At 72.5% G+C, this 23,115-nt stretch carries 23 protein-coding genes and 1 pseudogene; 15 read left to right on the forward strand and 9 right to left on the reverse strand.

From position 1 onward, the window contains the following. Positions 1 to 64: 64 nt before the first annotated feature. Positions 65 to 1,528, forward strand: a complete 1,464-nt coding sequence (locus MTF69_RS22110; RefSeq protein ID WP_243336844.1) for an MFS transporter — start codon at positions 65 to 67, stop codon at positions 1,526 to 1,528. 22 nt (positions 1,529 to 1,550) lie between these two features. Here MTF69_RS22110 and MTF69_RS22115 read toward each other — a convergent pair whose 3' ends face one another. Continuing rightward, complete coding sequence (locus tag MTF69_RS22115) at positions 1,551 to 2,657, reverse strand: SRPBCC domain-containing protein (protein WP_243336846.1); 1,107 nt, start codon at positions 2,655 to 2,657, stop codon at positions 1,551 to 1,553. 89 nt (positions 2,658 to 2,746) lie between these two features. On the opposite strand from MTF69_RS22115, the gene MTF69_RS22120 reads away from it, so the two are divergent. The 4 genes from MTF69_RS22120 to MTF69_RS22135 all read left to right on the forward strand — a co-directional run bounded on the left by MTF69_RS22120 (position 2,747) and on the right by MTF69_RS22135 (position 4,450). Further along, positions 2,747 to 3,325 carry a GNAT family N-acetyltransferase gene (locus MTF69_RS22120; RefSeq protein WP_243336847.1) on the forward strand — a complete coding sequence of 193 codons (579 nt, stop codon included), beginning with the start codon at positions 2,747 to 2,749 and terminating at the stop codon, positions 3,323 to 3,325. 111 nt (positions 3,326 to 3,436) lie between these two features. Further along, positions 3,437 to 3,592 carry a DUF6131 family protein gene (locus MTF69_RS22125; RefSeq protein WP_243336849.1) on the forward strand — a complete coding sequence of 52 codons (156 nt, stop codon included), beginning with the start codon at positions 3,437 to 3,439 and terminating at the stop codon, positions 3,590 to 3,592. 177 nt (positions 3,593 to 3,769) lie between these two features. Then, positions 3,770 to 4,006: a hypothetical protein gene (locus MTF69_RS22130; RefSeq protein WP_243336850.1), complete on the forward strand. Its 237-nt coding sequence runs from the start codon at positions 3,770 to 3,772 to the stop codon at positions 4,004 to 4,006. Between the two features lie 147 nt (positions 4,007 to 4,153). Further along, positions 4,154 to 4,450, forward strand: a complete 297-nt coding sequence (locus tag MTF69_RS22135) for a WhiB family transcriptional regulator (protein WP_308401440.1) — start codon at positions 4,154 to 4,156, stop codon at positions 4,448 to 4,450. A gap of 108 nt (positions 4,451 to 4,558) precedes the next feature. On the opposite strand, the gene MTF69_RS22140 is transcribed toward MTF69_RS22135, so the two are convergent. Then, the gene (locus tag MTF69_RS22140; RefSeq protein WP_243336854.1) at positions 4,559 to 4,903 is read right to left on the reverse strand and encodes an SH3 domain-containing protein; all 345 of its coding nucleotides are present in this window, start codon (positions 4,901 to 4,903) and stop codon (positions 4,559 to 4,561) included. 327 nt (positions 4,904 to 5,230) lie between these two features. Between MTF69_RS22140 and MTF69_RS22145 the strand changes: the two genes are divergently transcribed. After that, entirely contained in the window at positions 5,231 to 5,734 is a 504-nt protein-coding gene (locus tag MTF69_RS22145; protein ID WP_243336855.1) for a hemerythrin domain-containing protein, read from the forward strand. Between the two features lie 90 nt (positions 5,735 to 5,824). On the opposite strand, the gene MTF69_RS22150 is transcribed toward MTF69_RS22145, so the two are convergent. The 5 genes from MTF69_RS22150 to MTF69_RS22170 form a co-directional block, all read right to left on the reverse strand. After that, complete coding sequence (locus MTF69_RS22150) at positions 5,825 to 6,190, reverse strand: PRC-barrel domain-containing protein (protein WP_243336857.1); 366 nt, start codon at positions 6,188 to 6,190, stop codon at positions 5,825 to 5,827. 250 nt (positions 6,191 to 6,440) lie between these two features. After that, positions 6,441 to 6,872: an ATP-binding protein gene (locus MTF69_RS22155; RefSeq protein WP_243336859.1), complete on the reverse strand. Its 432-nt coding sequence runs from the start codon at positions 6,870 to 6,872 to the stop codon at positions 6,441 to 6,443. Between the two features lie 213 nt (positions 6,873 to 7,085). Beyond that, on the reverse strand, positions 7,086 to 8,042 hold the full coding sequence (locus MTF69_RS22160; protein WP_243336860.1) for a sensor histidine kinase: 957 nt from the start codon (positions 8,040 to 8,042) through the stop codon (positions 7,086 to 7,088). After that, complete coding sequence (locus tag MTF69_RS22165; protein WP_243336862.1) at positions 8,039 to 8,389, reverse strand: STAS domain-containing protein; 351 nt, start codon at positions 8,387 to 8,389, stop codon at positions 8,039 to 8,041. The genes MTF69_RS22160 and MTF69_RS22165 overlap by 4 nt, the downstream gene beginning before the upstream one ends. 9 nt (positions 8,390 to 8,398) lie before the next feature. Continuing rightward, positions 8,399 to 9,325 (reverse strand): SigB/SigF/SigG family RNA polymerase sigma factor, encoded by a 927-nt coding sequence (locus MTF69_RS22170; RefSeq protein ID WP_243336864.1) that lies wholly within the window; start codon positions 9,323 to 9,325, stop codon positions 8,399 to 8,401. 166 nt (positions 9,326 to 9,491) lie between these two features. Between MTF69_RS22170 and MTF69_RS22175 the strand changes: the two genes are divergently transcribed. Beyond that, positions 9,492 to 10,082, forward strand: a complete 591-nt coding sequence (locus MTF69_RS22175; protein ID WP_243336866.1) for a hypothetical protein — start codon at positions 9,492 to 9,494, stop codon at positions 10,080 to 10,082. Positions 10,083 to 10,199: 117 nt separating this feature from the next. Beyond that, positions 10,200 to 10,562 (forward strand): STAS domain-containing protein, encoded by a 363-nt coding sequence (locus tag MTF69_RS22180; RefSeq protein WP_243336868.1) that lies wholly within the window; start codon positions 10,200 to 10,202, stop codon positions 10,560 to 10,562. Between the two features lie 31 nt (positions 10,563 to 10,593). Here MTF69_RS22180 and MTF69_RS22185 read toward each other — a convergent pair whose 3' ends face one another. Further along, entirely contained in the window at positions 10,594 to 11,061 is a 468-nt protein-coding gene (locus MTF69_RS22185; RefSeq protein ID WP_243337060.1) for an ATP-binding protein, read from the reverse strand. A 341-nt stretch (positions 11,062 to 11,402) separates the two neighbouring features. On the opposite strand from MTF69_RS22185, the gene MTF69_RS22190 reads away from it, so the two are divergent. From MTF69_RS22190 to MTF69_RS22200, 3 genes are all read left to right on the forward strand, one after another. Continuing rightward, complete coding sequence (locus MTF69_RS22190; protein WP_243336870.1) at positions 11,403 to 15,428, forward strand: HAMP domain-containing protein; 4,026 nt, start codon at positions 11,403 to 11,405, stop codon at positions 15,426 to 15,428. After that, the gene (locus tag MTF69_RS22195) at positions 15,425 to 17,935 is read left to right on the forward strand and encodes a SpoIIE family protein phosphatase (protein WP_243336873.1); all 2,511 of its coding nucleotides are present in this window, start codon (positions 15,425 to 15,427) and stop codon (positions 17,933 to 17,935) included. Before MTF69_RS22190 ends, MTF69_RS22195 begins: the two co-directional genes overlap by 4 nt. 154 nt (positions 17,936 to 18,089) lie before the next feature. After that, positions 18,090 to 18,824, forward strand: a complete 735-nt coding sequence (locus tag MTF69_RS22200) for an intradiol ring-cleavage dioxygenase (protein ID WP_243336874.1) — start codon at positions 18,090 to 18,092, stop codon at positions 18,822 to 18,824. A 39-nt stretch (positions 18,825 to 18,863) separates the two neighbouring features. Here MTF69_RS22200 and MTF69_RS22205 read toward each other — a convergent pair whose 3' ends face one another. Beyond that, a complete protein-coding gene (locus MTF69_RS22205; protein ID WP_243336875.1) occupies positions 18,864 to 19,517 on the reverse strand; it encodes a GNAT family N-acetyltransferase in 654 nt (217 codons plus the stop codon). 388 nt (positions 19,518 to 19,905) lie between these two features. On the opposite strand from MTF69_RS22205, the pseudogene MTF69_RS22210 reads away from it, so the two are divergent. From MTF69_RS22210 to MTF69_RS22225, 4 genes and pseudogenes are all read left to right on the forward strand, one after another. Then, positions 19,906 to 20,061, forward strand: a pseudogene (locus MTF69_RS22210) (FAD-dependent monooxygenase); the annotation flags it as partial. 259 nt (positions 20,062 to 20,320) lie between these two features. Continuing rightward, on the forward strand, positions 20,321 to 21,091 hold the full coding sequence (locus MTF69_RS22215) for a beta-glucanase (protein ID WP_243336876.1): 771 nt from the start codon (positions 20,321 to 20,323) through the stop codon (positions 21,089 to 21,091). 27 nt (positions 21,092 to 21,118) lie between these two features. Then, on the forward strand, positions 21,119 to 22,204 hold the full coding sequence (locus tag MTF69_RS22220; RefSeq protein WP_243336877.1) for an oxidoreductase: 1,086 nt from the start codon (positions 21,119 to 21,121) through the stop codon (positions 22,202 to 22,204). 77 nt (positions 22,205 to 22,281) lie between these two features. Next, complete coding sequence (locus MTF69_RS22225) at positions 22,282 to 23,019, forward strand: cyclopropane-fatty-acyl-phospholipid synthase family protein (RefSeq protein WP_243336879.1); 738 nt, start codon at positions 22,282 to 22,284, stop codon at positions 23,017 to 23,019. Positions 23,020 to 23,115: the final 96 nt, after the last annotated feature.

Here is a 23,115-nt window from a genome sequence, read left to right on the forward strand (position 1 = left end):
CGTACCTCGTGCGCCCCGTGCCGTCCTGCCGGCCGGGCCCGCGCCCCCGCTCTGAGGACCCTTCATGCAACAGCCGCCCACGGCCGCCCCCCGCACCGGCAAGGTGATCGCGACGCTCGCACTCGCGGGCGTCGCCGCAGCCGTCATGCAGACACTGGTCACGCCTCTGCTGGCCGACCTGCCGAACATCCTCCACACCTCCCACTCCAACGCCGCCTGGGTCGTCACCGCCACCCTCCTGGTCGCAGGCGTGTGCGTACCGATCAGCGGGCGCCTGGGCGACATGCTCGGCAAGCGCCGGATGCTGCTGGCGTGCTGCATACCGCTGATCGTCGGATCGGTGGTGTGCGCGCTGGCGGGCGGCGTCGTCCAGATGGTCATCGGGCGGGGCCTGCAAGGCGTCGGCATGGGCATGATCCCGCTGGGCATCGCCCTGCTCCGTGACATCCTCCCCGCCGAGAAGCTCAGTTCCTCCATCGCCCTCGTGAGCGCCTCCATGGGCATCGGCGGCGGCATCGGCCTCCCGGTTTCCGCGGCCGTCGCCCAGTACGCGAGCTGGCGCTTCCTGTTCTGGGGGTCCGCGGCGCTCGCCGGCTGTGTCGCCGTCATGATCGTGGCCTTCGTGCCCGAGGGGCCCGCTGCGGCCAAGGGGCAGCGCTTCGACGTGGTCGGCGCGCTGGGCCTCGCGGCAGGCCTGGTGTCGCTGCTGCTGTTCGTGTCCAAGGGCGCCGACTGGGGCTGGGGCTCGGCCACCACCCTAGGCCTGATCGCCACCGCCGTGGTGGTCCTGGCCGCCTGGGGGTGGTTCGAATGGCGCACCACCGACCCGCTGGTCGACCTGCGCACCACGGTCCGCCCGCGGGTCCTGCTGACCAACCTCGCCTCGGTCGCCATCGGCTTCGGCATGTACGCCGGCATGCTGGTGGTCCCGCAGCTGCTGCAGTTCCCCGCCACCACCGGCTACGGCCTGGGCCAGTCCATGCTGGCGGCCGGCCTGTGGATGCTCCCCGGCGGGCTGATGATGATGGCCGTGTCCCCCCTCGGGGGCAAGCTCACCAACGCGCACGGCCCGAAGGTCACCCTCGTCTGCGGAGCGCTCGTCCTGGCCGCGGGCTACGGCGTCGCGCTCCTCTTCTCCGGCACGGCCGCCGGGCTGATGGTCGCCGTCATGGTCATCAACAGCGGTGTCGCCCTCGCCTACGGAGCCATGCCCGCTCTGATCATGAGCGCGGTACCCCTGACGGAAACCGGCGCGGCCAACGGCTTCAACGCCCTCATGCGCTCCCTGGGCACCTCCGTCGGCGCCGCCGTCGTCGGTGTCGTCCTGGCTCAGATGACCACCACGGCCGGCGGATTCACCTTCACCTCCGAGGCGGGCTTCCGTACCGGCCTGTTGATGGGCGGCGGCTTCGCCCTGCTGTCCGGAGCCGTCGCCGCTCTGATCCCCGCCCTCCGGCCGCAGCGGCTCGCACCGCAGGACCAGCCGGGTCCCACGACCGAAACGGCCGCCACCTCTCTGAGCAAGTAGCGCCGCCTCAGGGGCGTCCAGGTCATCGGGCCGCTTCGACGTACGACGCCAGGTGGGCCAGCGAGGAGGCGATGCCCGCCTCGTGGTCCGCCTGGTCGATGCCCGGCGGTACGTCCGTAGCGGTGACCGTCACCTCGGTTCCCTCGGTCCCCTCGCCGGACGCGGCCAGGTGCCAGGTCATCGTCATGGTGCCGGCGTACGACGGGTCGCCGGACTCGAACACGGCCTGCTGCACCACGCGCTCCGGCGGCACCAGGCCGGTGAACCGTACGTCGACCACATCGGTCGCGTCGGAGGTCTTGCCGGGGCTGTCGGCGGGATCGAGGTAGGTGAGGACCATCCGGAAGCCGCCGCCGGCCCGAGGGTCCCAGCGCTCGATCCGCCCGCTCATACCGTCCGGCGGGAGCCAGGCTTCGAGGGACTCGCGGTCGAGGAGGGCGGCGTAGACGGCCGCCCGCGGCGCGGCGATCGTCCGGGCGACGCGGTCGGTCCGGCCGGCGGACCCGTTCCCGGACCGGTCCCGGTGCGCCGGCGCCGGTGCGCCGGCGGCGGGGGCCTCCAGGGTGCGGAGGTGGGCGGTCACGGCCGCAGTGGTGCGCTGCTCGTCACGGCTCGCCAGGAGGTCCAGCAGCGCCCCGCGCAGGACCGAGAGCAGCAGGGTGCGCTCGGCGAGCCCCTCGGGCGTGTCGCGGCGGGCCGGTGGCTGGGCTGCTGCGAAGACCTCCAGCCAGTCGGCGATCGTCCGCTCCGCGAAGCCCGCCCAGGGTCCCGTGCCACCGCTCAGCGAGCGCGAGTAGCCCTCCACCCAGAGGGTGAGGACCTTGCGGTGTCCCGGGTCGGCCAGCCAGCTCCACACCAGCTCGCCCGTGCGGGCGAGGCCGTGCTCCGGCCGGGCCCGGTGCACGGCTTCGAGCATCCCCGTCTCGTCCTGCCGGGCCCGCGCGAGCAGTGCCTGCACCAGGGCGTCCTTGCTGCCGAACAGGAAGAGGAGGACGCGAGGACTGCTGCCGATCGCCTCGGCCAGGGGCCGCAGGGACATGTCCGCCAGCCCGTGGTCGAGCACGTGGGCGTAGGCCAGCTCCAGGAGCTGCTGCTTGCGGGCGGAATCGGCGCGGGCGGAGGGGGTCATCCGGACATTATGCTTTACTGAAACAGTCGTTTCAGTTGTCGTTCGGTGGTTTCGGTCGGTGGTTTCGGCCGTCCGGAGAGGGAGTCCCCATGAATGAGATCCGAGCCGTGATCCGGCCGCTGGGGGAGCCGGGCGATCTCGGCTGGGTGGTGATGGCCCACGGCGAGCAGTACGCCAAGGAATTCGGCTGGGACGGCAGCTTCGAGGCCCTGGTCGCGCGGATCGTCGCGGACTACGCGGCCGGCCGCGATCCCTCCCGCGAGGCGGCCTGGATCGCCGAGCTGGACGGCCGCCGGGTCGGCAGCGTGTTCTGCGTAGCCGGCGAAGACGACGAGGGCGGCGAAGAGGGCGAGGGCGGCGAGGAGGGCGAGGAGAGCGAGAAAGGCCAAGAGTTCGAGAAGGGCCGGAAGGGCACCGCCAAGCTGAGGATCCTCCTCGTGGACCCCGCCGCACGCGGCCACCGCCTGGGCTCGCGCCTCGTGGCACAGTGCGTGGACTTCGCCCGCGACGCGGGGTACGAGCGGATCCGGCTGTGGACCAACGACACCCTGGCGGCCGCGCGCGGGATCTACCTGGCCGCCGGCTTCCGGCTCGTGGAGGAGGAGCCGCACCACAGCTTCGGCGCCGATCTGATCGGACAGGTCTACGAGCTCGACCTGTCGGCCTGAACGCCGCCCGGCCGCGCACAGATAGGGGCGGCGCCCGGGGGTAGACGCGAGCCGAGGCACCGCGGCGGGGCCACCGCTCCGCCGCTTTCCCGACGCGCGAGTGAGGACACCATGCTTTTCGCCGGACTCATCCTTCTGCTCATCGGATTCCTGACCGGAATCTCCGTTCTGTGGACCATCGGCGTCATCCTGCTCGTGGTGGGCGCGGTGCTGTGGCTCCTGGGCTCTTTCGGACACGCGGTGGGCGGCCGACGTCATTACTGGTAGCCGGCGGCGTCGCCCCCGGACCCCGGTCCGCTGGTGGCCCGTCCCGCTCGGCGGGCTGGGCCACCAGCTGATTTCCTGAGCAACTCGCCCGTGTCATCGCCCAGTTGGCGGGTATCCGCGCAGCGTGCCCGTCAGGGAGGCGGACAGGCGGAGGGCTCGAGGGAAAGGGAAACCCCGATGATGGCGATGACGACGAGGGTCCATGAGACCGCCGAGCGGCTGAGGGAGACGGCGGCATCGCACGTGGGCCGCCTCGTGGAGGACGGGAGGCTCGACTCCGTACGGGGCAAGGCCGTGCGGGGCGCGACCACGGTGCGGAGCCACCCGACGGCGCTGGTCACGGCCACCGCCGTACTGGCCGCGGCCCTGCTCGCCCGCAGGAGCCGCCGGGCACGACGCGGGCAGGCTGTTTGAAGCGAGCGTTCCGGGTCAGACGAGAGGGGATCACGCATCCGCATCAGGTCCGGGCGAGGTCCGGATCCCTTCCGGATCCCCTCCGGATCCGTTCTGAATCCGTTCCGAATCCGGGCCGTCTCCGATTGGGGTTCCGAGGTGGGAAATGTGTCGCGTCTGCCGGGTCGTGCCGAGCACCACTGGTTGTGGCAGGAGGACGCCGCCTGCCGGGAACTGGGCTCGCGCCTCTTCTTCTACCCCACGGGCGAGCAGCGAGCGGAGCGGGAGGCGCGGGACGCGGCCGCGAAGGAGGTGTGCGCGCTGTGCCCGGTGCAGCGCGACTGCCTGCGGCACGCGCTGGAGGTGGGAGAGCCGTTCGGAGTCTGGGGCGGGCTCACCGCGCACGAGAGGCGTGAACTGCGTAGGGCGGGAGCCGGGAGGCGCGCACTGCGGTCCACCGGGTGAGCGTCGAAACCCGTCAGGGGACCCGTACAGGGACCAGTAAAGGGAAGGGAACGGCCCCCGAACACCGGGGGCCGTTCCCTTTACGGCTTTCCACCGCTCACCGTGCTCTCAGCAGGGGCGGACCGGCCGGAGGTTGTGGACGTAGCGGGCCGATACCCAGCCCTTCGAGCCGTGCAGGCGGTACCACACCGGGTTGCCGTCCACCCAGCCCCCGCGCTTCTGGCACGCGAGGAGCACCCGTTCGTGCGGATGCAGCTTCTTCACCACGTCCGAGTACACGGTCGGCTTCTCGCGGACGTTGAGCGGTGCGCGGGACTCGACCACGCCCACGGGGCCGGACTTGCCCAGCCCGTACCCGGCGGCGAGCCCGTCGGCCGCCCAACCGGCCGTGCTCAGCGGCCCGATCAGTACTCCGGCCGCCAAGGCGTACGTCAGCAATGCCTTCTTCACCATCGGGTCCACTCTCCCTGTGTCGCCTGGGCGCGGGGCCGGCAACCCGTGCGGCCGACCGCCCGGATCCGACTATTCACCGCCCGCACGGCGGATCACCGGCGGCCCGGAGGGAACACGCCCCCCGTTGCTCCGGATGGCCCAGAGTCCGCCCCTCTTATCGCCTTCCCGGCCGGCCACGGAGCGGGATCCGCGTCTCGCGGCGCACAGCCGTCCTGCCGGGTGGCCGGCGGACCCGCACGGCAGCACCCCGAGCCCGAGGTTTGAACCCACCGGCATCGAGCAGGCGCCCATGCGGAGCGAGACCCCGAAGCAGAGGAGGAACGTGGCATGGCCGCGGACGCACACAAGGACCAGGACGTCGTCGCCTTGATCCTCAAGGACCACCGCACGATGGAGGACCTCTTCCGCCGGATGCGCAGCCTGGAGGCCGACCGCAAGGACGCGCTCGCGAAGCTGTCCGCGCTCCTCATCGCGCACGGCGAGGCCGAGGAGGCCGAGGTGTACGGCGCGCTGAAGCGGTTCAGGGACGTGGACAACGCGGAGGTCGAGCACGGGGCCGAGGAGCATGCCGAGGGCAACGAGGCGCTGCTGGCGCTGCTGGAGGTGTCCGAAGTGGGTTCCGACGACTGGGACGGGCGCCTGGAGGATCTGGTCAAGGCGGTCTCCCACCACCTCGACGAGGAGGAGCGCACCATTCTCAACGGGGCCCGGGAGAACGTACCGGACGAGCGGAGGGCCGAGCTCGGTGCGGCCTTCATGCAGGAGCGGGAGCGGCAGCTCGACGCCGACTGCGGCAGCATCGAGAACGTGCGCGCGGTCGTACGGGGATGAGGGCGACGGCGGCGCGGCCGGGGCCGGGCCGGGCCGGGCACGGCACCGGTCCCGGACTCGTCGAGTCCGGGCCCGGTCCGCACTCCGGGGTCAGATGATGCGGCCGCCGAAGCCGCCGACGGAGTAGTAGGTCCCGAGTTCCTCGCGGTAGCCGAGATCGGCGAGGTGCTTCTCGCGGTGGAACTCCGGAGCGTTCTTGATCTGCTCCTTGGTGCCGTCGACGTAGATCTTCTCCCGGTCGATGTCGACGATGATCACGGTGCTCGCCGGGAGGAGGACCTCCTTGCCGAAGATCCAGATGCCCGTATCCACGACCAGGTAGGCGTCACCGGCCTCGTCGGAGTGCTTGGCGACCTTGCCGATGCTCCCGTCGGTCGCCTCGACCGTGTACCCGGTCAGATCGGTACCCGTCAGGTGGCCCGCCGTCGACCTGTAGCTCCACACATGCTCAGTCACGCGAAAACAACTCCTTCGCCAGACAGGGGGCGGCGGGGGCAGGGCCTGCCGTCCCGCTCTTCTGATGTCGTACGGGGCACTGCCGGTGTCCCGTACGAGATCGCCTGCCCCGGCTTCGGCCCTTCATTCGCTCCGGAAGGCCGACCGCGCGCGGCACGTCGGTCCGGACAGACCGGGTACGCCGGGTTCCGTACCCAGGTCGCTGATCACGAGGACGGTCGGCGACCGGACCCGCAAGGCCCCGGCGCGGTCAGCGGGCCGCGGGCCTGCCGGACAGCAGACGGGCCGCCTCGATCTCGGCCCAGACGGCCTTGCCCTGCTCATGGGCGTGCGTGCCCCAGCGGTCGGACAGCCGCTCCACGATGTGCAGGCCGTGCCCGCCCGGCATGCCGCGCCGCGGGGCCGGGTGGAGGAAGGGCAGGGCCGTCGTGCCGTCGCACACCTCGATGCGCAGGGTTTCCCCTGCCGTGAGGACGAGTTCCCGGCACCCGTCCGCGTGCAAGGAGGCGTTGGTCAGCAGCTCGGACACGAGGAGCAGGGCGTCCTCGGCGGTCTCGGTGCCGTCCCAGCCCCAGTCGCGCAGGGCCCGGCGCGTGAAGTCGCGGCCCTTGGCCACCGCGCCCCCGACACCCGTCAGGGCGAGCCGCCGCCGCTGGCCCCCGCCGGGAAGCCCGGCGCGCACTGGATCTCCCGTTTCCGGTCCGATGGTCTCCACCGTGCTCTCGCACCCCCGTGCCGACTCTGCCCTGTCCGCTGTCCGCTGTCCGCTGTTGGCCGTTCGCTGTGCCCGGGAGCGCCGATGACGTAGTGGTCGGTGTCGTCCCGGACAGTCCGCATGCCCCCAAGTGGCCCGAAGACACCCGAGCCCGAACCCGAGTGTAGGTGACCTCCTGTGTCAGGGCGTTGCCATGTGGAGCCGCAGCGTGAAGCCGTCGTCCAGGGCCCGGACCTCGACGAGATCGCAGAGCTGGTGGATCATCCACAGACCGCGGCCGCCGTCGGCCGAGGCCAGTGAGGGGCGGCGGCGCCCCGCGAGGGGGTCGGCCAGACGGCCCGCGTCGTGGATCTCGGCGACGACCCCCGCACCGGCGCCGTCGGTGGCCCACAGGCGCAGGGTGCCCTTCCCGCCCCCGTGGGACAGGGAGTTGGCCGCGGCCTCGCTGACGGCCAGGACCAGGTCGCCGCGACGTGCCGGGGCCAGAGCGGTCCCGCGGGCCCAGGCTTCGGCGTACTCGCGCACCTCGGCCAGCCCTCCGTGGGCGTACCCGAACCGCGGCGCCCCGCCCTCGGGTTCGGGCAGCGGCCGGTCGCAGTCCGCCGAGACCCGCGCAGCGTCGGTGTACGCCGGACTCGGCAGGTACAGGCCGCCCTCGATCAGCGCGGGATGGGTGCGCCGGGCGCCGGCCAGCACGTCGGGCGCCAGCCCCCGTACGTCGTACGGGCACAGGACGGTGGCGGGCCGGCCGGCGAACGCCGTGTTGATGAGGGCCTCGTGCCGGGTCGCCTCCAGGACCTCGGCGGGGGAGCGGCCGGGCCAGACCGGTTCTCCGACGATCCGGGCCGCCCGGCTCACGTGCAGGTCGGCGAAGTCCTGCAGGCCCGCCAGGATGCGGCCGGGATTGCGGCCCAGCTCCGTCATGTCCGTCCAGGTGACGCCCGCGGCGCTCCCGCCGAGGCTCTCGCGCAGGGCGTCCAGGTGCGGGCCCGGTACGGCGACGAGGACCGGTTCACCCGCCGACAGGGCGGCGCGCACGAAGGCGCCCACGCCGGCCACGTACGCGTCGAGGTCCTCGTAGAAGAGGGCGGGATGGACGAAGGCCCCGGGCCCGGCGGGCTCAGGAACAGTGGTCATGCTGCGACCTCCAGCGCGGCGCATTCGTCCGGGAACATCTCCACGACCCTGCGGAGCGAGTACGGCGGGTCGTGGAGCAACAGGCGCCGCCCCTGCCCGCTGAGGGCGGCCGACGCCCGTACGAGGGCGGCGACCGCGGCCGTGTCGAGGAAGACCACGGCGGAAAGGTCGAGGTGGACGACGGGGCCGGGGATCGCGGTCACGGCGCCGAGCGCGGCGGACAGGCACTGCCGGGTGTCGAGGTCGCAGCTGCCGCTCAGGCGCGCGCCCGGACGGTCCTGCCACGGCCGGGCGGTCAGCGGGGCCGGCGTGCCCGCTCCCGCCTCCGCGCCGGATGGGGAGTTCATGGTCCTTGCCTACACCGCGAGCATGCCCGTGCGCAGCCGCGCCAGGGTCCGGGCCAGGATGCGGGAGACCTGCATCTGGGAGACGCCGAGCACGGCGCCGATCTCCGCCTGGGTCTTCTCCTGTCCGAAGCGCATCCGCAGGACGAGCCGGTCGCGTTCGTCCAGTTCCTCCAGCAGGGGTGCGAGGGTGTGGAATTCCTCGAAGAGCTCCATGCCCGGATCGACGGCGCCGTGGCGCTCCGCCGCCGGCCGGGCGCTGCGGCCCGCCGCGGACGAGGCGTCGCCGTCGACGGCGGCGGCGTCGAGGGAACTGCTCGTGTAGCCGTTCGCGGCCACCAGCCCCTCGATGACCTCGTCCTCGGACAACTCCAGGTGCTGGGCGACCTCCTTGACGGTCGGCGCCCTGCCCAGGACGTCGCTCAGGGCGTCCTGGGCCCTGGCGAGTTCCGTACGCAGTTCCTGCAGGCGTCGCGGGACGTGAACGGCCCACGTGGTGTCGCGGAAGTAGCGCTTGATCTCACCGGTGATGTACGGGAGGGCGAGGGTGGAGAACTCGACCTCGCGCTCGGTGTCGTAGCGGTCGATGGCCTTGATCAGGCCGATGGTTCCCACCTGGATGACGTCGTCCATGTCGAGACCGCCGCCGAGCACGCGGGCCCGGAAACGCCGCGCGGCGAACTGGACGAGGGACAGGTTCATTTCGATCAGGGTGTTGCGCGTGTACTGGTACTCGCGCGTCCCCTCCTCCAGCGTGCGCAGCCTCGCGAAGAAGAGCCGCGAGAGGTCCCGGGCGTCACCGGGCGCCATCTCCCGTGCGTTCTCCACCCGGAACAGGTCCGCGTCCTGCGTGGGCGCTCCCGCGGACCCCAGGTCACACGCGGGTACCGATGCGTCTGCTGCACGAATGGGGCCTACAACGGTGGCCGAGCGATACATGGTGGCCGCTCCCTCCCGATTGACTGACGGTTGCCGGGGGCGCTTCTGCCCCGCCTGAAGGGGTCTACACACTTCGACGGCATCGGCCCTCCGCCGGGACACGCGGCCGCGGCGGCGCCGAAGGGTGCCCACGGTGCACTGCGGGGCGGCGGATAGCGTGGGGGGCATGGCGAAAACGGGGAAGCGGCGGGTCCTGTACCGGCAGGGGACGGGGTTCTGGCGGATGACGGCGAAGTGGGCTGTGTTCTTCGGCGTCTTGTCCCTGGTGGACGGCGGACTGCTCCGGTCCTGGGGCCATGCCGTGGTCTGGCCGATGATCGGGATCCTGCTGTGGGGGCCGTTCGGGGTCGGCGCCGTCTGGTATCCGAGGAAGGACCAACGGGTCGAACTGACGGCGCGTGAACTGCGGGTGCGGCGCAAGCGGTTGCCGATGGAGAAGGTGAACCTGCTGCACGTGGCGCAGCTGTGGCTGGACGGGCGATCGACCGCGGACGCCCGGCCGGTGCCGGCATGGACCCGGACCGAGCGGGTGGTGTGGGTGCCGCTGCGGGACGGCCGGGCTTTCGGCGTGGAGTTCCGCGACCCGGCCGCGTTCGCAGGAGTCTTCGGCGCCTTCGCGGTCGAGGCCTGCGGCGGGCCGGACATCGTCCGCGCGAGGGTCGCGGCGGAGACCTGCCCGGATCCGCGCCCGCTGCCGCCCCGCCGCTCCGCCGACGAGGCAGGCTCCTGGCTGGACGTCCTGGACGTCTTCAACTGAGCACCGCAGACGCACGGCAGGGGACGGGGGAGAGGGGACAGGCCCATCGGGCGCCGGAGCGAGAAGCAGGCATACTCCCTTGGGAGGACGCACGGCTGACGATCCGGGGAGGCGGACATGACCGGAGCAGGAGACGGGGACGCATACGGATGCGGATACGGGCAGAGCGTGGTCGGGGACGGCTACCCGGCCGGGGTCGGCTGGGTGGTGGTGGCCCGGGGTGAGCTCGACCAGGACACGCTGGTTCCCCTGGAGGAGGCCCTCACCGCGGCCGCCGGCCTGCATCCGCTGGTGGTCCTGGACGCCGGTTCCATCACCTTCGGGGACTCCTCTTTCCTGAACCTGCTCCTGCGGTTGCACCACCTCACGACCCTGCGCATCGCCGCGCCCGGCGAGCAGTTGCGGCGGCTGTTCGCGGTGACCGGGGCCGATACGGTCCTGTCCCTGCACACGAGCGTCGAGGCCGCCGTCGGATCCTGAAGTCACGCCGGGTGCACGGCAGTTGCGCCGGTCATTCGGTGTCCGGGCCCTCAGGGGGCGGGTGTTGCCGAGGCGGCTCCCACGCATGCGGCTCCCGGCTCCCGCCGGGCCGGAAGCACGCGGTGATCGCCTTCCCGCCGTGGCACGCGTGGACGTCGAGGGAATCGGCCAGCGCGGTGACGATCCCCAGCCCGCGGCCCGACGTGGCATCCTCCCGGGCGGCGGGTTCCCGGCGCCGTGGCAGCCGCGGATCGGCGTCCGCGACGCTCACGTGCAGGCAGGAGCCGTCCCAGGTCAGCACCAGGTGTGCGGTGCCGGCCGCGTGCAGGTGCGCGTTGGTGACGAGTTCGGAGACGCAGATCAGCACGGAGTACACGGTGTCGGCCACCGGACCGCTCCACGGCAGCGACGTCAGGTGGCCCGCCGTCCACTCCCGCGCCGCCCGCACGCCCTCGGAGACGGGAAACGACCGGGCCCAGCCCACAGCCTTGACCGCCATCGCCTTCACCCCGTTTCCTCCGTTGCGTGCGGATGTCCCCGATTCGTCTGCCCCGAACCGGCCGGGGTACCCCCGCCCCTCCCAAGCGCGGCTCCCCGAGGGGCGTTCGGACCGGGCGCGGAAGGCCTCATGGCCATCTCCCTTTCCCGCAGGCCGGATGCAAGGTCCCCGGTGTGATCGGCCGTGCCATAGGGTCCCTTCGGCGGCGCTAGCCTTTACCGGACCGGTGGTGCGGAGAAGACGGATCCCGCGGAGCCGGGTGCGCATCGGTGCGCCCCGAAGCCGGGTCCGGCCCCGCCCCGTTCGTCGGAGTGTCGGATTTCGAGTGTTGGGTGGGGCGGATGGCCGAGCGGGCGGGCACGGGTTCGGCGGGTGGGGTGCCCCCGCTCCCCGGCGAGGGCGGGATCGGCGAGGCGGAGCTGCGCAGGCTGCTGGCCGGGCTGACCGCCGTACGCGACGGGGATTTCCGTACCAGGCTGCCCGATGCGGCGGACGGCCTGCTCGGGGAGATCGCCACCGTCTTCAACGGGATGGTCAACCAGCTGTCCCTGTTCACCTCCGAGGTGACGAGGGTGGCCCGCGAGGTGGGCACCGAGGGGACGCTCGGCGGCCAGGCCGACGTGCCCGGGGTCGGCGGCGCCTGGCTGGACCTCACGGATTCGGTCAACTTCATGGCCGGGAACCTGACCGCCCAGGTCCGCTCCATCGCCCAGGTCGCGACCGCCGTGGCCAAGGGCGACCTGTCGCAGAAGATCACCGTCACCGCCCGGGGGGAGATCCTGGAGCTGAAGGAGACCATCAACACGATGGTCGACCAGCTCTCCGGATTCGCCGGCGAGGTGACGAGGGTGGCCCGCGAGGTCGGCACCGAAGGCCGGCTGGGCGGCCAGGCCGACGTGCAGGGCGTCTCCGGTACGTGGAAGGACCTGACGGAGTCGGTCAACGTCATGGCCGACAACTTGACCGCCCAGGTGCGCTCCATCGCCGAGGTCACCACCGCCGTGGCCCAGGGCGATCTGACCCAGAAGATCCGCGTGGACGCGCGCGGGGAGATCCTGGAGCTGAAGGAGACCATCAACACCATGGTCGACCAGCTCTCCGCGTTCGCCGACGAGGTGACCCGGGTGGCCCGGGAGGTCGGCACCGAAGGCAACCTGGGCGGCCAGGCCACGGTCCGGGGTGTCTCCGGCACCTGGAAGGACCTCACCGACAACGTCAACGTCATGGCCTACAACCTGACCGGCCAGGTGCGTTCCATCGCCCAGGTGGCCACCGCCGTCGCCCGGGGCGACCTCTCGCAGAAGATCATGGTGGAGGCGAAGGGCGAGGTCGCCGCCCTGGCCGGGGTCATCAACACGATGGTCGACACGCTGTCCGCCTTCGCCGACGAGGTGACCCGGGTGGCCCGCGAGGTGGGCACCGAGGGACGGCTCGGCGGCCAGGCGCAGGTGCCCAATGTGGCGGGAACCTGGAAGGACCTCACCGACAACGTCAACTCCATGGCCAACAACCTCACCGGCCAGGTCCGCAACATCGCCCTCGTCACGACGGCCGTCGCCAACGGCGACCTGTCCAAGAAGATCGACGTGGACGCCCGCGGAGAGATCCTGGAGCTGAAGACCACCATCAACACGATGGTCGACCAGCTGTCCGCCTTCGCCGCCGAGGTCACCCGCGTCGCCCGCGAGGTCGGCAGCGAGGGCCGCCTCGGCGGCCAGGCCGAGGTCGAGGGCGTCTCGGGCACCTGGAAGCGCCTGACGGAGAACGTCAACGAGCTGGCCGGCAACCTGACCCGCCAGGTCCGGGCCATCGCCGAGGTCGCCAGCGCGGTCGCCGAGGGCGACCTGACCCGCTCGATCACGGTCGACGCCTCGGGCGAGGTCGCCGAACTCAAGGACAACATCAACTCCATGGTCGGCTCGCTCCGCGAGAGCACCCGGGCCAACCAGGAGCAGGACTGGCTCAAATCGAACCTGGCCCGCATCTCCGGCCTGATGCAGGGCCACCGGGACCTGGCCGCCGTCGCCGAGCTCGTCATGGACGAACTGACGCCGCTGGTGGCCGCCCAGTACGGAGCCTTCTACCTCGCCGAGGACCGCCCCAGCGGCACCGTGCTCACCCTCGTCGGCTCCTACGGGCGTTCCGCCGCCGCGGAGGAGGGCGCCGCCTTCGCCCTCGGAGAGTCCCTGGTCGGACAGGCGGCCCGCAGCCGCCGGATCATCGCCACCGATCAGGTCCCCGGCGGCTACGTGATCTCCTCCGGGCTGGGCCACACCACCCCGGGCAGCCTGATCATCCTGCCCATCGTGGTGGACGACCAGATCCTCGGCGTGATCGAGCTGGCCTCCTTCACCGCCTTCAACCCCGTCCACCGCGACTTCCTGGCCCAGCTGATGGAGGCGATCGGCGCCAACGTCAACACGATCGTCGCCAACGCCCGCACCGACGAACTCCTCGGCGAGTCCCAGCGGCTGACCGGGGAGCTCCAGGCCCGCTCGGAGGAACTCCAGGTCCAGCAGGAGGAACTCCAGCGCTCCAACGCGGAGCTGGAGGAGAAGGCCGCCCTCCTCGCCAGCCAGAACAGCGACATCGAGGCCAAGAACCTGGAGATCGAGCAGGCCCGGCAGGAGCTGGAGACCCGCGCCCAACAGCTGTCGCTGGCCTCCACCTACAAGTCCGAGTTCCTGGCCAACATGAGCCACGAGCTGCGCACACCGCTCAACAGCCTCCTGATCCTGGCCCAGTTGCTCGCGCAGAACCCCGCGCGCAACCTCACCCCCAAGCAGGTCGAGTACGCCGGCATCATCCACTCGGCCGGCTCGGACCTCCTCCAGCTGATCAACGACATCCTCGACCTGTCGAAGGTCGAGGCCGGGAAGATGGACATCAACCCCGAGCGGGTGCACCTGCCCCAGCTCCTGGAGTACGTCGACGCCACCTTCCGGCCGATGACCACGCAGAAGAGCCTCGACTTCACCGTCACCACGGCCCCCGGCGCCCCCGACGACCTGCTCACCGACGACTCGCGGCTGCGCCAGATCCTGCGCAACCTCCTCTCGAACGCCGTGAAGTTCACCGAACGCGGAGGCGTCGAGCTCCGCATCGAACCGGCCGCGGCCCCCGAGATCCCCGCCGGACTCTCCCGGCGCGGCCCGGTGCTGGCCTTCCGGGTGCGCGACACCGGCATCGGCATCCCCGAACAGCAGCTGGAGTCGGTCTTCGGGGCCTTCCAGCAGGCCGACGGCACCACCAGCCGCAAGTACGGCGGCACCGGCCTCGGCCTCTCCATCAGCCGCGAGATCGCCCAGCTCCTCGGCGGAGCCGTCACCGCGGAGAGCACCCCCGGCCAGGGCAGCACCTTCACCCTCTACCTGCCGGTCAGCCGCGCGGACTACGAGGACGCCTCCTCCGCCGAAGCCCCACTGGCGCTCCCGGCCGGGGCCTCGTACCGTGCGGCGGCGGGACAGGGCGGCCGTCCGGGCAAGCCCGTACTCCCGGACCAGCGGCGGCCCCGCCGCCTGCTGGTGATCGAGGAGCGGGCGAACGGCCTGCTCTCCCTCGTCGCCGAGAGCGCCGACCGGGACTTCGTCCCGGGCCACCGGACGGCGGGGGAGCGGGGCGGCGTTCACGTGGTCAACGCGACGAGCTCCCGCGAAGCCGCCGCCGCCCTGGCGGCGCACTCCTTCCACTGCGTCGTCCTGGAACTGGACCTGCCCGACGGCGAGGCCCTGCGCTTCCTCGAGGCCCTCGACGGAGACCCGGCCCTCGCCTCGCTCCCCGTCCTCGCCCACAACAACCCGCGCGTGCGGACCGGCCGGGAAGAAGCCCTGCGCCGGCGGTCCGCTTCACGCCGGGTGGAACTGCTCTCCAGCCTGGACGAGCTGCGCGAACGCATCGCGCTCCACCTGTCCGCCGAACAGCCGGGGGACGTCCTGCCCCTGGTCCACGGCGACGCACCGCGCCGGCACGCCGAGCACGTACTCGAAGGCGACCTGGCGGGCCGTACCGTCCTCGTCGTCGACGACGACGCACGCAACCTCTTCGCCCTCAGCGGGGTGCTGGAACTGCACGGCATGCGCGTGCTCCACGCCGAGGACGGCCGCAAGGGCATCGACACCCTCGTCCGCAACCCGGATGTCGACATCGTCCTGATGGACGTGATGATGCCAGAACTGGACGGCTACGCCGCCACCGCGGAGATCCGCCGCATGCCGCAGTACGTGGGCCTGCCCATCATCGCGGTCACGGCCAAGGCGATGCCCGGCGACCGGGAGAAGAGCCTCGCCGCGGGCGCCAGCGACTACGTGACCAAGCCGGTGGACGCCGACGACCTCATCGCCCGCATCCGGCGCAGGCTCACCCGGTGACCGCGGACACGCCCCGGCACGACGACGCCCGCCGGCCGGAAACACCGGACGGCGACCGGCCCACGGGCGGCGTACCGCAGCAGGCTCCGACCCGGCTGGGGCGCCTCGTCGCCACCGTGGAACGGCTGCGGCGCGAGGTGCTCGAGGCCCAAGCGGCCGCCGACGGGCGGGCCTTGGCCGAACTGGCCAAGGGCATCCTGATCGGGCAGCTGAACTGCACCCCGGCCGCGGCGGCCCGCCAGCTGGACGTGCTGTGCCGCGAGAGCGGGATGTCCCCCCTCGAACTCGCCGCCGACATCGTCAACCAGGCCTCCCGCGACCACGTCAGCGAAATCGCCGCCGAGTTCGTCGAACGTACGGGTACGGGCGCGGGCGCGGGTACAGGCACGGGCACACGTGCGGGTACGGGCACACGTGCGGGTACGGGCACGGCTGCGGGCACGCGGGCGGACGGCGGCGACCCGGCCGATCGGCACTCCACGGTGTCGGTACGGCTGCGCACCGCCGAAAGCGGGGTGCTCGCCGTCACCGCCGACACCCAGGCGGTCGCCGAGTCCCTCCTGGCCAACGCCCTGGGCCCCCTGGGAGCGGTCGCGGTCGCCGTGTGGACCGCGGTGCCCGACGGGTCGCTGGCCCTCGCGGGCCACGCCGGCTTCCCGCCGAGGGAGGCGGCCCGCTGGCGCCACGTACCCCCGGGCGTCTCCACCGTCGCCCGCCTCGCGCTGGGGGAACGCCGACTGGTCACCCTCGCCGGCCTCGACCGGGAAGGGCTCCCCTCCATCGGCCGCGCCGAGTGGCCCGGCGGCGGCCGCATGGCGGTGCCCACGGGGACGGGCGGCCGGATCCAGGGCGTCCTGGAGATCTGCTGGCCGCGCCCCCTGGAGCCGCAGTCACCCCGGATCGAGCGTCAGGTCGAGGCCCTCGCCGAGCTGTGTGCCCGCACCATGGACGCCTCGCCCCCGCGCGACCCCACGGCCGCCGACGCGGTCCTCCCGGACGTCGCCGAGCTCATCGACCTCGCCGAGGGACTCCAGGACCCGGCCGTGGTCCTCACCCCCGTGCTCGACTCCGAGGGCCGGCTCGCCGACTTCCGGATCCGGCACACCGGCAGCCGCTTCGTCGACCCGGTGGGACGGCCGCGCGGCGACGTCAACGGCGCCCTGCTGCTGGAGGCCTATCCGCTGGCCGCCGGCGAGAGCGGGCTGTTCGACATCATCGAGCGCGTACACGCCACGGGCGAGCCCTTCCGCGCCGAACGCATGAGCCTGACCGCGCTCGTCGACCAGATCCCGCTCACCTCGGTCGCGAACATCAGCGTCAGCCGCCACGGCTCCGCCGTCCTGCTGATCTGGCGGATCCAGGACGAGACGGCCCGGCTGGCCAACCTCCTCCAGCACGCCCAGCGCCTGGGCCGGATCGGAGGCTTCGAGGAGAACCTCGTCACCGGGGAGACCACCTGGAACGCCCAGCTCTACGATCTCCACGGACTCCCGGCCACCGCGCCCCCGGTCCGGCTGCGGGAACTCCCCGGCTACGCGCACCCCGACGACTCCGCGGCCCTCAGCCGTTTCCTGCGCGCGGTGCTCCGCCACCGCCGCCCCGCCTCCGTCAACCTGCGCCTGCGCAGACCCGACGGAATCACCCGTCACATCCGGGTCGTCGCCGAGCCGGTCCTCGACGCGGACCAGCGGCTGCACGCCGTGCGCGGCGCCTACCAGGACATCTCCGCCCAGCACTGGACCGAGGTGGCCTTGGCCGCGACCCGGGACCAACTCGCCCACACCGAGGCCGAGTCCGCCGAACGCAGCCGCCTGGCCCTCCAGCTCCAGCACGCCATCATGCCCCCCACCCCACCGGCCATCGAAGCCCCGGGCCTGCGGGTCGCCGTCCGCTACCGGCCGGCGGAGATCGAGGCGCTCGTCGGCGGAGACTGGTACGACACCGTGGTGCTGCCCTCCGGACTGATCATGCTGTCGGTGGGCGACGTCGCCGGGCACGGCATCGAGGCGGCCACCGGGATGGTCGTGCTGCGCAACGCCCTGCGCGGCCTCGCCGTCACCGGGGCGGGCCCCGCCCAACTGCTGTCCTGGCTCAACACGGTCACCCATCACCTGGCCAAACACGTCACCGCCACCGCCGTCTGCGGCCTCTTCGACCCGCGCACCAGGGTGATGCGCTGGGCCCGTGCCGGGCACCTGCCCCCCGTACTCGTCCGCCGCGGGCAGGCGGAGGCCTTCCCGCTCATCGAGGGGCTGCTCCTCGGAGCCCTGCCGGAGGTCACCTACGTGGAGCGGGAGGTACAGCTCGAACCGGACGACACCCTGTTGATGTACACGGACGGACTGGTGGAACGCCGGGACTCCTCGGTGCAGGAGTCGCTCGGCCACCTGGTGCACGCGGCGGCCGGCGCTGCCGGAGACCTGGACGGCCAACTGGACCGCCTCCTCGCCGAGAGCCGCTCGGACACGGACGACGACACCTGCGTGATCGGCATCCGGGTCGGCTGACGGCCCCGGCCCGTCCGTCCGCCGGGCGGCCGGGCGGTGGATCGCCCGGTCCCGAGGCGTGTCGGTCCTGGTCCGTGCCCCTGCCGTCCGGCACGGTGGGCGCGGCCGGTGGCGGTCCGCCATGACGGCCCCAGAAGCGCGCGAAGGGGTGCGTATGACGGAGAACGCCAACGCCCGGACCAGCCGCCGCACACTCCTGCTGGCCGCCGGATCGGCCGGAGCCGCCGCACTGGCGGCGGCCTGCTCGGGTCCGGCCGCCAACCGGGGGGCGGCAGGCCTGCCCAAAGCCCCCGCGTCCCCGACCGGGACAGGGACGGGGACAGAGACAGGGACAGGGACGGGATCGTCCAGCCCGGCGTGCGTGCTGACCACGGAGGCGGGCGAGGGCCCGTACTACCTCGACCTGGACCGGGTCCGGTCCGACATCACGGAAGGCCGGGCCGGCGTGCCGTTCCGCCTCGACCTGACCGTGCTCCGGGTGTCGGCCGGCTGCCGTCCGGTCTCAGGCGCCGCGGTCGACGTCTGGCACGCGGACCCCTCGGGCACGTACTCCACCGGTACGGACGCCTTCCTGCGCGGCACCCAGCTCACGGACGCCGCCGGGCGCTGCACCTTCCGCACCATCGTGCCGGGCTGGTACCGGGGCCTGGCGCCGCACATCCACTTCAAGGTCCGCCCCGACCAGCGCGCCGAGACGACCTCGCAGTTCTTCTTCCCCGAGGAACTCCTCGTGCGCGTGTACAAGCTCCAGCCCTACGCCCGCCGGCAGGCCCCGGCCCACCCCAACACCCGCGACAGCCGCTACCGGGACTCGGGCGCGGCGATGACCCTGGCCCCGTCACCGGACGCAGCCGGCTACCGGGCGGCCTACACCGTGGGCATCACCTGACGTCCGGGTCGCCGGTTCGGCTCACTGGGCCGGTTCAGCTCACTGCGCCGCATCCGACGGCTCGTACCAGAGGCTCGTCATCGGGGAGTGCGCGGTCCAGCCCAGCGAGGAGTAGAGCGCCTGACCCTCGGGCGTGCCGACCAGGACGCCCGTCCTCGCGCCGGCCTCGTAGGCGGTGCCCTGCAGGGTGCGCATCACCAGGCCGCCGAGACCCTTGCGCCGGTGCCGGGCGGCGGTCTCGACCTGGTCGACCACGACGTGCGCGCCGGCATGGGCGATCTGCCCACGGGCGGCGAAGTGCCCGTCGAGGGTGCGGACCAGCACCCGGCTGACGCCGCCCCGTGTCCAATGGGTGAGCGTGTAGCCGGCCGGCACCTCGGGTCGCTCGGGCACGAGCCGGCAGGTCATCAGGAAGCCGGGACTGTCGCGCCGCCAGCCCGGTCCTGCCCAGGGCAGGACCGTCTGCTCCTCGGCGAACAGCTTCAGCCAGGTCCCGGGCGCGCTGGTCGCGGCGACGATCTTGCGTACATCGGCCTCGGTGGGCTCCGGGAGCACGTGCCGGGCGACGTGCTTGGGCTGTCCGACGTCGATCGTCCACCCCCACGGCTCGTCGATCGGGTCCGAGCTGCCGCGGGAGACGACCCAGCCGTTGATCCACATCCGCACGAGCTCACTGACCCTGGTGTCCGGCATCGCCGCCCGCCCCCTTGCTTGTAATAGTTGATAGCGTCAATCGAACCTTACGCGCCAGGGGTGGGATGTGACCATGGGGGTGGAGATCGGGGTTCAGGTGCCAGAGGTGCTGCTGTCCTCGGCCGTAGCGGACGACTCGGTCCCCAGCTCGGGCCACGAGATGGTCTGCGACCGCGGTGCCTCTGACGTGCGTGATGAGACTGAACCTCTCGATCCCGAGCCGGTCCAAGAGGGCCTCGAGCTGGATGGCAACACCCTCCTGGCGGAAGTCGCCGGTGCCCACGCCGTGGAGGAACACCACGACAGGGCCGTCCGAGGGGCCCGCTTCGACGTAGTGCCACCGCACGTTCTCGCCGTCGCCGGGAGCCTCCGCGAAGCGGTGGGTGACGGTGACGCCGCCCACCTCACCCCGCCCTTCATCGGCCAAGGACTCGGCGCAGGCCCGCGCGACGCCCGCAACCTGGCCTGGAAACTGGCGCGCGTGCTCCGGGGGCACCGCTGCGAAGCCCTCCTCGACACCTACGAGAGCGAACGCCGTCCGCACACGGAGCCCACGCCCGGGCGGACTCGGCCCCCACCCCCCGGTCCGCACCCTCAGCGGACATCCCGCCCGGACCGCGTGGTGCTCGCCGCTCAACAGGGCAAGAGGGAGTCGCTCGGGGAGTCGGCCCACGCATGGGCCCACATCCTGGCCCCGGCCGGCTCCACCCCATGGGAACGCAAAGTATCCATGCGATAGCGTTACGTAATGTCCCGGGTGTGCGCCGACTCCTGGCGGGCAGAAAACCCCCATGCTCTCGGACATGATCGAACGGCTGCGGCACCTGCCCCGACCGCGCCGAACTCCCGTCTTCACCGCCGACTTCGCCTCTCCCACCCAGTGGATCGCCGGCCGCTCCTGGGCGTATCCCGACGGCGGCCCGGTCAACCCGGGCGACAACAAGCTGGACCACCTCACCGAAGACCCCGCCTACAGCCGCGCCGGGATCTTCCGGGCGACACCGCGCCCCGACGGCGACTGGGACAGCGGCCTGCTCACCACCGAGGGCAGTGACGAGGGCTTCGAAGTGCGCACCGGCGATGTACTGGAGGCCCGGGTGAAGCTGCCGGTGCAGCTGGGGGCCTGGCCCGCCATCTGGACCTGGCGCGACGGCGGCCAGGAGATCGACGTCTTCGAGTACCACCCCGACAACCCGGACCTCCTCGAACTCTCGAACCACGTCCGGGAGGCGCACCGCTACCACCGTGACCCGGCGGTGGTCCGGCCCGGAGCGTGGATCGACCTGAAGGTCGAGTTCGGGAAGGGTTCGGTCATCTGGTGGGTCAACGGCGACCGGGTCTTCAGCGACGGCAGGGGCGTGGGCCGCCGCTGGTCCGCGTACCTCATCGTCAACCTCTCCGTCTGCGCGGGCAGGTACCACCCGGCGCCGGAGCCCGGGGTCACGGAGCTGTCCTACGAGGTCTCCCGGTTGCGGGTGTACCGGACGCATCGGGGGCTCCTGCAGAGCGGCAACGCGGCGGCAGCGGCCGGATTCGACGGGAAGCCGGTGGCCGGGACGCGCCCTGGACGGTGAATCCGGGGTGCGTTAGCTTCCGGCGCCATGAGACTTCTGGGAGTTGGCATGTGCGCGGCGGCTCTGCTGCTGGGGGTGGTGGCCGCCCCGGCGCAGGCCGCAGGCGAGTCACGGGACCTCCGGGGTGCGCGCTGGGCGCTGAAGGAGACCGGCAAGGACGTCCGCTTCCGCGGACTGGCGGCGGTGAGCCGGTCCACGGCCTGGGTGGCAGGATCGAAGGGCACCGTGCTGCGCACCTCGGACGGCGGTCGCAGCTGGCGCGACGTCTCACCGCCGGGGGCCGTCGCGGAAGGGCTGGAGCTGCGGGACATCGAGGCCTTCGACGGGCGGCGCGCGGTCGCCCTGTCCATCGGCGAGGGCGAGGCCTCCAGGGTGCTGCGCACCGAGGACGGCGGCGCCACGTGGACGGAGACCTTCCGCAACCCCGACCCGCGGGCCTTCTACGACTGCCTCACCTTCTTCGACTCCCGCCACGGGCTCGCGATGAGCGACCCGGTGGACGGCAAGTTCCGCATCCTGTCCACGGACGACGGCGGACGGAGCTGGCGGGTGCTGCCGACTGCCGGGATGCCGGACGCGCTGCCGGGTGAGGCGGGCTTCGCGGCGAGCGGCCAGTGCCTGGTGTCGGCCGGACCCCGCGACGTCTGGCTGGCCACCGGCGGGGGCCCGGTCGCGCGGGTGCTCCACTCCGCGGACCGCGGCCTGACCTGGCAGGTCGCCGACTCCACCCTCCCCGCGGGCGACCCGGCGCGCGGGGTCTTCGCCCTCGCCTTCAAGGACCGTACGAGGGGCCTGGCGGTCGGCGGCGACTACCGCACCGGGCAGGCCTCCCCGCAGGCCGCGGCGGTGTCCTCGGACGCGGGCCGCACCTGGAGCCCGGCGCCGACCCCGCCGCCGGCCTACCGTTCGGGCGCGGCCTGGTTCCCGTACGGCGCCGGCACGGCACTGGCGGTGGGCCCGACGGGCACGGACGTGACCCGGGACGGAGGCCGTACCTGGCGGGCGCTGGACCCGGGGTCCTTCGACACGGTCACCTGCACGGCAGACGGCGGCTGCTGGGCGGCGGGGGAGAAGGGGCGGGTCGGGCGTCTGGAAGGGGTGCGCGGGAGCTGACCGCGCTCAGTGCCGGCCGTCGCCGTGTGATCGAAATCGAGATGCGCGCGGTCTCCGGGGGCTGGCAGGGTGCATCGGTGAACCGTGAACAGATCTCCGGCATCGCCCATGCCGGCCACCCGATCAAGGCCCCGCTCGACGACGACTCGGTACGCGTACTTCTGGAACGGGGCCTCCCCCGAGGCAACGAGCGGGTGCTCGATCTCGGGTGCGGCAGCGGGGAATGGCTCCTGCGCGCTCTGGCAACCCACCCGGACCTGCACGCCGAGGGAGTCGACGTCTCCGGGGAGGCTCTGGCGCGGGCACGCCGGGAAGCGGGCCGCCTCGGTGCCGAAGAACGCCTGGTCCTCCACCAGCAAGAGGCCGCGGAGTTCGTCTCCCCCCAGTCGTTCGACCTGGTGCTCAGCGTCGGGGCCACGCATGCCTTCGGCGGTCTGCTGCCCACCCTCGCCGCCGCACGCAAGCATCTGACTCCGGGCGGCCGGGTCCTGATCGGCGAGGGGTTCTGGGACCGTTCCCCGTCTCCGGAGGCCGTCGAGATGTTCGGTGACCTGGCCGACCTGGCGACCACCGTGGACCAGGTCGTCGCCGACGGCTGGACTCCCGTCCACGGGCACGTCAGCACACGCCGCGAACTGGACGATTACGAATGGGCCTGCTGGGGGTCGCTGGCCTCGTGGGCCGTGGACCACCCCGCCGATCCGGACAGCGCGCACCTGCTGGCGACAGCCACGATCCGCCGCACCGAATGGCTGCGCACCTACCGCGACACCTGGGGCTTCGTCTCCCTGGTCCTGTGTCAGACGCCGGGCTGAAGGAACCCGTTCGCCAGCCTCACACGGGATGCGGAACCGCCGCCCCGGGCTACAGGAGCCGCCCGGGGCAGCCTCGGCGTGCGCGCGGAGCGGCCA

This window comes from Streptomyces sp. AP-93 (assembly GCF_022808175.1).
GTDB lineage: Bacteria > Actinomycetota > Actinomycetes > Streptomycetales > Streptomycetaceae > Streptomyces.

Bases quoted from the DNA above. Each gene is read 5' to 3' on its own strand.
- MTF69_RS22130 (WP_243336850.1), top strand. From the start codon at position 3,770: ATGATGGCGATGACGACGAGGGTCCATGAGACCGCCGAGCGGCTGAGG.
- MTF69_RS22190 (WP_243336870.1), top strand. From the start codon at position 11,403: ATGGCCGAGCGGGCGGGCACGGGTTCGGCGGGTGGGGTGCCCCCGCTC.
- MTF69_RS22180 (WP_243336868.1), top strand. From the start codon at position 10,200: ATGACCGGAGCAGGAGACGGGGACGCATACGGATGCGGATACGGGCAG.
- MTF69_RS22120 (WP_243336847.1), top strand. From the start codon at position 2,747: ATGAATGAGATCCGAGCCGTGATCCGGCCGCTGGGGGAGCCGGGCGAT.
- MTF69_RS22140 (WP_243336854.1), bottom strand. From the start codon at position 4,903: ATGGTGAAGAAGGCATTGCTGACGTACGCCTTGGCGGCCGGAGTACTG.
- MTF69_RS22170 (WP_243336864.1), bottom strand. From the start codon at position 9,325: ATGTATCGCTCGGCCACCGTTGTAGGCCCCATTCGTGCAGCAGACGCA.
- MTF69_RS22175 (WP_243336866.1), top strand. From the start codon at position 9,492: ATGGCGAAAACGGGGAAGCGGCGGGTCCTGTACCGGCAGGGGACGGGG.
- MTF69_RS22125 (WP_243336849.1), top strand. From the start codon at position 3,437: ATGCTTTTCGCCGGACTCATCCTTCTGCTCATCGGATTCCTGACCGGA.
- MTF69_RS22160 (WP_243336860.1), bottom strand. From the start codon at position 8,042: ATGACCACTGTTCCTGAGCCCGCCGGGCCCGGGGCCTTCGTCCATCCC.
- MTF69_RS22110 (WP_243336844.1), top strand. From the start codon at position 65: ATGCAACAGCCGCCCACGGCCGCCCCCCGCACCGGCAAGGTGATCGCG.
- MTF69_RS22185 (WP_243337060.1), bottom strand. From the start codon at position 11,061: ATGGCGGTCAAGGCTGTGGGCTGGGCCCGGTCGTTTCCCGTCTCCGAG.
- MTF69_RS22220 (WP_243336877.1), top strand. From the start codon at position 21,119: ATGAGACTTCTGGGAGTTGGCATGTGCGCGGCGGCTCTGCTGCTGGGG.
- MTF69_RS22145 (WP_243336855.1), top strand. From the start codon at position 5,231: ATGGCCGCGGACGCACACAAGGACCAGGACGTCGTCGCCTTGATCCTC.
- MTF69_RS22200 (WP_243336874.1), top strand. From the start codon at position 18,090: ATGACGGAGAACGCCAACGCCCGGACCAGCCGCCGCACACTCCTGCTG.
- MTF69_RS22115 (WP_243336846.1), bottom strand. From the start codon at position 2,657: ATGACCCCCTCCGCCCGCGCCGATTCCGCCCGCAAGCAGCAGCTCCTG.
- MTF69_RS22205 (WP_243336875.1), bottom strand. From the start codon at position 19,517: ATGCCGGACACCAGGGTCAGTGAGCTCGTGCGGATGTGGATCAACGGC.
- MTF69_RS22165 (WP_243336862.1), bottom strand. From the start codon at position 8,389: ATGAACTCCCCATCCGGCGCGGAGGCGGGAGCGGGCACGCCGGCCCCG.
- MTF69_RS22215 (WP_243336876.1), top strand. From the start codon at position 20,321: ATGATCGAACGGCTGCGGCACCTGCCCCGACCGCGCCGAACTCCCGTC.